Consider the following 7,426-nt stretch of genomic DNA (forward strand, 5'->3'; position numbering starts at 1 on the left):
CGCCAGGCACTGGCCGAACAGACAGCGGAACACCGCGCTGACCTGCGCCGCCGTGCGAACACGATCGTGAACGACGACGGCCACGTGCCGCCGGCATCCATATCCGCACCGAAGGACGGCGAGCCGCATCTTCACGCCGAAGTGCTCGGGGCACTTCGCAAGATGGGCCGGAGCGACCTCGTGGTCGACGCGTCGACGGTCATGGAGTTGCACGAAGCCCTGCCGGGCTACCGCACACGCGACCCGTTGCACGTCCGGGCCGAGCAGATCGCCTACCATTTGGTGTCCCCTCACACACCGGCCGGGCTACCCGGATCAGGCAAGAAGAAGCCGAAGGCCGGCCAGGCCGAGGGCGGCACGTCTACGAGATCGGCCGGGGAATCCTCCGGACAGCAAACCCGCAGTGCAGTGGGCCCGTTCCCTCGGGTCGAGGAGTCCTTCGCTGCCGACGAGCCGGTCGCTGTGCCCAACGACATCGTTCGCGCTGTCCATGCCGCGGCCCAACATCTGACCAGTTCGAAGCCGGGGCGGCGCGCGCAGGTCGTCACTCTCACCCTGAACCTGCTGAGGCAGTTGCCCTATCCGGCGGACCAGTCGGTTCAGCGGCTGGTGAACGTTGTCGCCTGGAGCGGGGACGGCACCGCCGAGTTCCAGGATCGACTGCTGCGTAATCCGCAGGTGGTGTACGCGGTGGCGCGGCAGGACGGTCTGGCCCGTCTGGTGGTGTGGCAGCCTGCCCTGGCCGACGTGTTGGGCAGGGCGCCCGGCGTGCTCGAGACGCTGGCTGCCGCGTCCGAGAACTGGTACGACTTTCAGACGGAGCATACGGCCGAGATCCTCCTGCGTGAAAGTGTCATCAGCGAGCTCGAGGCCGATGCAGCCCTGCGCGGATACCTGTTGACGAATCCTCACGGCCTGCAGAATCTCGACGGGCGGATGGACATCCTCCGTGAGATCGGCACCCTCACCGGCGCCAATCGGCTGGTGGGGAGAAGTTCCGATCTGGCGGCCGTGGTCGTCGGGCTGGACGAGCCGGCCGAGGTGCTGTCGAGGCTGTCGGCCGACGCCGCCTTGTGCTCCGCGCTGGCCACTCAGATCCACCGCCGGCCCATCCATGACAGCGCAGCTGCCCAGAATTTCTACCGGACAGTGGTCACCGACGAGGAACTCCAGTCCGTTCTGCGTCAATTCCCCGAGCAGCTCAATGTGGCGCTCGCCTCGCCGGACATCCTGGAGGCCGCCAGAGACCCGTATATCCTCGGCGCCCTCAGCGAATCCAGGGCTTTGACGAACGTGCTGGAGGACCTGCCCGGTGTGGCGCGACGGCTGCTGTCGGACAGGCGGTTGATCCGGGCCGCGGTGGACAACCCCGATGTCGCTCTCGCCTTGTCGTACAACCCGGCCCTGTTCGACCGGATCCCGGACCGGCAGTTGCTGCAGGCCTTGCATGAGACAAAGCCTCCGGAGCTGCCTGCACCGCGGGCCCGGGACGGTCGCCCGGCCGCGCCCCCGGCGGATTCGGCGGATTTCCCGAGGCTGATGCAGTACCTCACGGCAAGCAGTCCGGCAGCCGCCACCGTCTTCAACAACTCGGCGGTCCGCGAGATGCTCCCCTACTACAACGGTCTGGCCAAGGAGCACCAGTCCGTGATGATGAGGAACTTGCGCCTGATGGCCGACGACAGCCTGTGGCCGCACGAGATTCGCCGCATCGGGAACTCGCCGACGTTGGTGCTGCCTGAAGACGACCGCACGGCACTCGCGATCCTGCGGGCCGCCAGCCGCCACGTCTATCTACAGTGGGCGTACTCCCTCGACTCCGCCCCGGATTCGGTGTTCACGAAGCTGATCGGCGATCCAGAACGCTCTTTCGGGGAACTGCTGCAGCACTCACCGGCGCTCGCCTTCCTCTGTGACGTGGAGCCACGGCCCTTGTCGTTGGTCGGGGACCGTTTCCTCGAGTACCTGCACAGGAGTCCGCTGCTGGTCGGCGCGATAGAGCGCTGCCCACAGGTGTTCGTCAGCCTTTTCACCGACAGCACGTGGGCGGTTCCGCACCTTGAGAACCTGCTGACAGGCCCGCGTGCGCCGCTGGCGCGCCTGCTGCACCGGCAGCACACCCTCGTCTACGAACTCACCAACGAGCACACGCGTGCCATCGTGGAGAACCTCACCGCGGCTCCGGAGCTGCTGCCCAAACTGGAGCATGCATTCGGCGCGCTGTCGACGACACACTGGATCCGGTTGCTGACCGACGACAGGCTGTACCGGCTCGTGGCCCAGCCTGCCGAGGACAGTCCCCTCGCGGGCGCGCTCGTCGCCTTCCCCGAGGTGTTGAGGGAGGCCGTCGCCCGGCGGGGATTCGTCGCTCATTGGGAGGCCCGGCGCAAGGAGCTCGACACGCTGGCGTCGAAGGCCCGCGGAAACCCCACGACCCAGGGCAAGCGCTCCGCCGCCACGGTCGCCAAGGCCGTCCGCAATCTGCTCAAGGAAGTCGAGGCCGCGGGAGAGCGTGACATCACTCCCGAGGGACACCCCCTGGACCCGGAGAAAATCGCCGCTGTGAAGGTCCTGGTGGACGGGCTGAACCGCCGCAGGCCAGTGGGGGACGTCAGCGCCGCGCTGACCGGCGACGCCCCCGGTCCCGACACCGTGCTGGCCCGCTACCGGGCCCTGTCGGACGACGATCTTCTGCGGTCGGCCGCGACCGGCAGCCCCTATCTGGCGCAGGGCCTGCTCTTCACCCCGGACATGCTCGAGCTGTTCCAAAAGCGCCCCTCGTTGCTCGCCCGCGTCCAGCGGCTGCCGGCGATGCTGCGCCGGATCACGCAGGTGTCCCGGCTTCCCCGGTTGCTGGCCGACAACGACCTCATCTTCGCGGCGTTCACCGAGAGCGACCTGCTCTGGGAGAACTACAGCGCGCCTGTGGTCGCTTCGATCGACAGCAATCCGTCCTTCAGCGCGGTGTTCTTCTACAGGAACGTGGACGACTTCGACGACAAGAGTTTCGACCTCCTCAAGGCCAGCCCGGCCGCCGCGAAGGCCGCCGGCGGCAGCGAGGATGCCTTCAGGACCATCGTCAACTCCCCCGGCTTGCGGGTAGTGCTGGGGACTGCCGGTGAGCAGGTCGTGGCAGCGGTGGTGGCGACACAGGGCCGCTTGGACGCCAGCGCCGGCGACCCCCGTCTGGCGAGTCGCCTGGCAGGAGTGCCCGCCCTCGCGGACCTCCTGGGGAACCGGCCCGATATCGCCGCGGACCACGCGTCCTGGACGGAACTGGTCGGCAACACCGGCCTGATGCGGCGTCTCGCCGCCCACCCCGACGTGATCACTGCGGTGGTGACGGACCCGCTCGTCCTCACGGCGGCCAAGGCCGCCCCCGCGTTCGTCGAGGTCCTGGCAGGCACCGCGGGGGCCGCCCACACGCATCTGACCGCGGCCGCGATGCTGCGACTGGTCCAGACACACGAAGGCCTGGCCGAAGACCTGGTCCAGAACTCCGCTCTGCGAGCCGCCTTCGCGGGCCTGCGTGGTCTGGCGGAGCTCGTGTCCGGCCGACCCGACGTACTCTCGGCCCTGCGCGCCCATCCCGAGCTGCTGGATGGGTTGCGCACCCACCGCACCCTCATCGATGAGGCAGCGGGGCGGACCGCGGTGTGGGAAGTGGCCCGGACCCACCCCGCGCTGGCTGCCCGGATGAATTCGCAGTTCCGTAACTGGTTGCGCCAGCGCCAATTGGCCGATCTGGTGATCGAGTACGTTCCTCAGCCGCTGTCCGTCCAGGGTGCGGAACTGCTGTACCGGGCGCTGCGGCAGGGCGAGGTACGCGCGCTGCTGCTGGGGCACGCCGGGTTCGCTGCCGGGTTCCTGGCCCGACCCGCCTGGCAGGAGCGGGCGGCGGGTGATCCCTCATTCGCCGGCGAGGTCCGCCGTCTGTCCGAGCGGGAGCCGGCACGCTTCCAGGAGCTGGTGACCGACTCCGACCCGGTGCGGCTGCTGAATGCGCTGGACGCAGGGCAGCCCCAGGTCACCGACGGCCCGGGCGGCGTCTCCACCCGTTCCGGGGCCGATCACACGGCCGGCACAGCCGGGGTGTCCGCGTCGGTTCCTGCGACGGACGCGGCCACCCGGACACCTGATGCCGCTCCGACGGCGACCGCGTCGGCCGATGACGCTGGAGCCGGCCGGGACGCCTCCGTCGCCGAGGTGCCGTGGGAGGTCGCGCAGTTGTTGGCGGGGCCGCAGGGTGTTCGGTTGGCCGAGCAGATCGGGCGTCACCCGGAGTTGCTGGCCTTGCTTGTGGCCGCTCCGGCGGTTGCCGAGGAATTGGGTGCGCATCCCGACCGGCTGGGGTTGTTCAGCGCGGGTGTGTTCTTCCAGGACCGGGTGCCGGCGGCGCATGAAGGGCTGCTGGATCTCGACGGGCGTGCGGTGGAGCGGCTGTGGGGGCTGGGGGCGTTCGACCGGCTCTTCGACGGTTTTCTGTCGTCGGTGGACGTCGCTCCCAGCGGGGAGGACTACGACGTGCTCAAGGCGGCCGCGCGGCAGGCCTGGCATGGAGTGGTCTCCGGTCGGCAGCGGCAGCTGGCGGAGCTGGCCGGTCAGCGGGCGGCACGGTTTGCCGCGTTCCGCGCCGACAACTCACAGACGTGGCAGCTCAGTGGCCGGATCCACTACGCGGGCCGGGTCGTGGAGGCGGATTTCACGAATCTGCAGCGAGAGGTCCTGGAACGGGTGGCCAACGGGCTGGTGGGTGTGCGCGAGAGCGCTGTGCGCATCAATGTGCCGCTGCACGCGCATCTGGACGGTGGCAGCGGCGGTGTCACGTTCTTCTGCGCCCTTGCTGCTGACGGCCAGGTCGATGTGGTGGTGTATGCCAAGAGCACGGCGCGTTCCGGCAACGACTACCGCTGGAACAACAGCGGCCGGTACATCGCAGGACCCGCACCGCTGGAGACCGTGGCCAACGATCCGGTACTGCATGCGTCCCGCGAGCTGACCGCCGGCAACACCCGGGACACCGGGTGGGCCGCGGCCCCGTGGCCGAAAGCACCGGACAGCACCGGACGTGAGGTCACTGCCCGGGCTGCAACCTTGGCCGGTGCGCTCACCGATTACCACGCAGCGCTCGTTGAACTCGCCGCTCCCGGTACAGCGGGCAGCGACACCGTGCGTCCGGTGTCCCGTCTGGTCACCGCCGGCATGAAGCTGCGCGCCCTGGGTGTGGATCTGTTCACCCATGCGTGGGACCAGGTCCCCGAGCCGTCGCGGCAGGCGGCTGATCTCCTTCATCGTGAAGCGGCCGCGGCTGGGACCGCGGACGGTGCTCCCGCGCGGGTGCCGGAATACCAGCGGGGTGCTGTCGCCCTGGTCCACCACACCGCCGGCGACGAGCCCGCCCGTGCCGCAGTCGAGGTGCTGAACCAGAACAAATCCCTCATGAACTCCTCCGAAGGAGGGTCGGCGCGCGGCGGTCCCGACTGGCAGGCTGCCAGGCTGCTGCTCGGGTCCGCCCAGCCAGCCCCGCCCGCTCCCCCGGCGGCCCAGTCGATGGTGGGTGACGCCGTCTATCAGCTGGACGCGGCGAACCTCTTCCCCGGAAAACCCGTCGATTTCTCATTCGTCTGGGAGGCCCCGCGCGGCAGCCGGATGGATTTCACCCAGGACCTTCGTATCCAGGCCCCGTGGGTGGCGGAACATCCGGCGGGCGTCGTGGTGGTCACGCTGAAGCTGGATGGCTGGGGCCGGGTCCTCGAGCCGGGGGACGGGACGACCGAGCAGATCGTGTCGCACGAGGAGTACGCCAGGAAGCTGCCGGTCATCGCCGACGGCATGGCGTACGTCCTGGTGAGCGCGGAGCCCGGTAGAACCGATCTGTGGCGGACGATCGCTCACACCACCGGGCGAACTGTCTGGTCGTTCACCGGACCGCTCAGGACCCGCTTCCACCCGGAATCCGGCTACTGGCACCTGGAATCAGGCGCCGACCGTTCGAGGGAAGCCACCGGTGTGTGGATGGCCTCCGACCCAGACGGACCGGGACCAGCCGTGCGCCAGACCATCCAGGGCCGGCTCGAGGGGATCCGCGAGGTCGAGGTGGGCGAGGAATACCTCTGGGATCACCCCCTCGTGGGTCCCGACCGGAGGACGTTCGGCCACGCCCTTTTCAGCCCTGAGGACTGGGCACGGCGTGAGCCCGACTACAGACAACTTCACACGCAGGAATGGTTCGCCGTCCTCAGGGGCGAGGACAACAGCTTTGTCAACATGGTTCGAGCGCCCTGGCCAGGAAGAAATCCGTATGTCTTCTCCCTGCATGGCCATGCTGACACCATGACCTTCGCAGCCGGACGTGGCACCGATCTGACCTCCAAAATTCACGTAACGGGCGAAGGGGCGGTCCAGCGTCTGCGTCGCCGCAACAGCTTGAACGCACTCCCACCCGAATCGCCGATCGTCCTGCATGCATGCTTTGTCGGGCACGAGAAGGACGGCCTGTCCCAGTACATCGCCAACCACACGGGCCGAGCGGTCATTTCTCCCAACACCAAGGTCGCCACGTACCTCGGGTACCACACCCTGGTATATCGTCCCGACAGTGAAGCGCGATGGCTTGAGTTCCGTCCCGAACCGCAAGGTGATCGTCTGACAGAGCTTGCCCAGCGGATCTGGGCCGACGAGGACACCACACTCATCCTTGTGCGCCGGCTGCGTGCAGTCCTCGGCCCCGACATCGACACGCGACCCGAATTCCATCAGCTACTGGACGTTCTGGCACATGGCTACTACCGCGATCCGGCCTGGCACACATGGACAGCCCAGCAGCTGAGGGAAAAGGCCCAACTCCCCCCGGGAACGGGAACGCAAGGACCGGCAGGCGGGCCCGACAACACCACACTGCCGCTCCCAGCCGGGCACGCCTGGGCCGGGGGCGGGATGCCGTTCGCTACGACCGCATCCCAATACGACACGATTCCTGTCCCGGACCAGCCACCGCTTTCGGGCGAGGCGATGATCGCGGGCGATCGGCAGCGGGTCACCCCGCCGCGAAACCCGCAGGAAAATCACGCACCCGGTGCAACGGAACCGTCCGACGCAAGACCCGGAGCAGTCAGCGACACCGAACCGGCTCCGGGCAACCACGGCCTCACCGCCGTCCAGAGCACCGATCCCGCAACAGAACAGCACGAGCAGCCAGCAGCCCCCGACAGCCCAGGCGCCGAATCCTCGACCGGCGAAACCCTCGCAGCGACCGACACCCGCACATTCGTCAAGGCAAGCAGCGCAGGCGAAGGCCACCAGGGCCTCTCAGCGGCCCGCACCGATGAACTGGTCAGCGGAACCGTCGAGGACGACCGGCGGTTCGGGCCGCTGGTCGGCCCGAAGGCGGTGAAGCCGACCGAGCGCGACGCCGGGCACCTGTGGC

General features: G+C 68.6%; 1 protein-coding gene. It reads left to right on the plus strand.

Annotated features, from left to right (window positions below; genetic code table 11):
- Positions 1 to 66: 66 nt before the first annotated feature.
- Positions 67 to 7,426: hypothetical protein (locus ACFYOH_RS44175; protein WP_388637869.1), on the plus strand; the 7,360-nt coding region annotated here is incomplete at its 3' end.

Source organism: Streptomyces sp. NPDC007856, assembly GCF_042868225.1.
Taxonomy (GTDB): Bacteria; Actinomycetota; Actinomycetes; order Streptomycetales; family Streptomycetaceae; genus Streptomyces.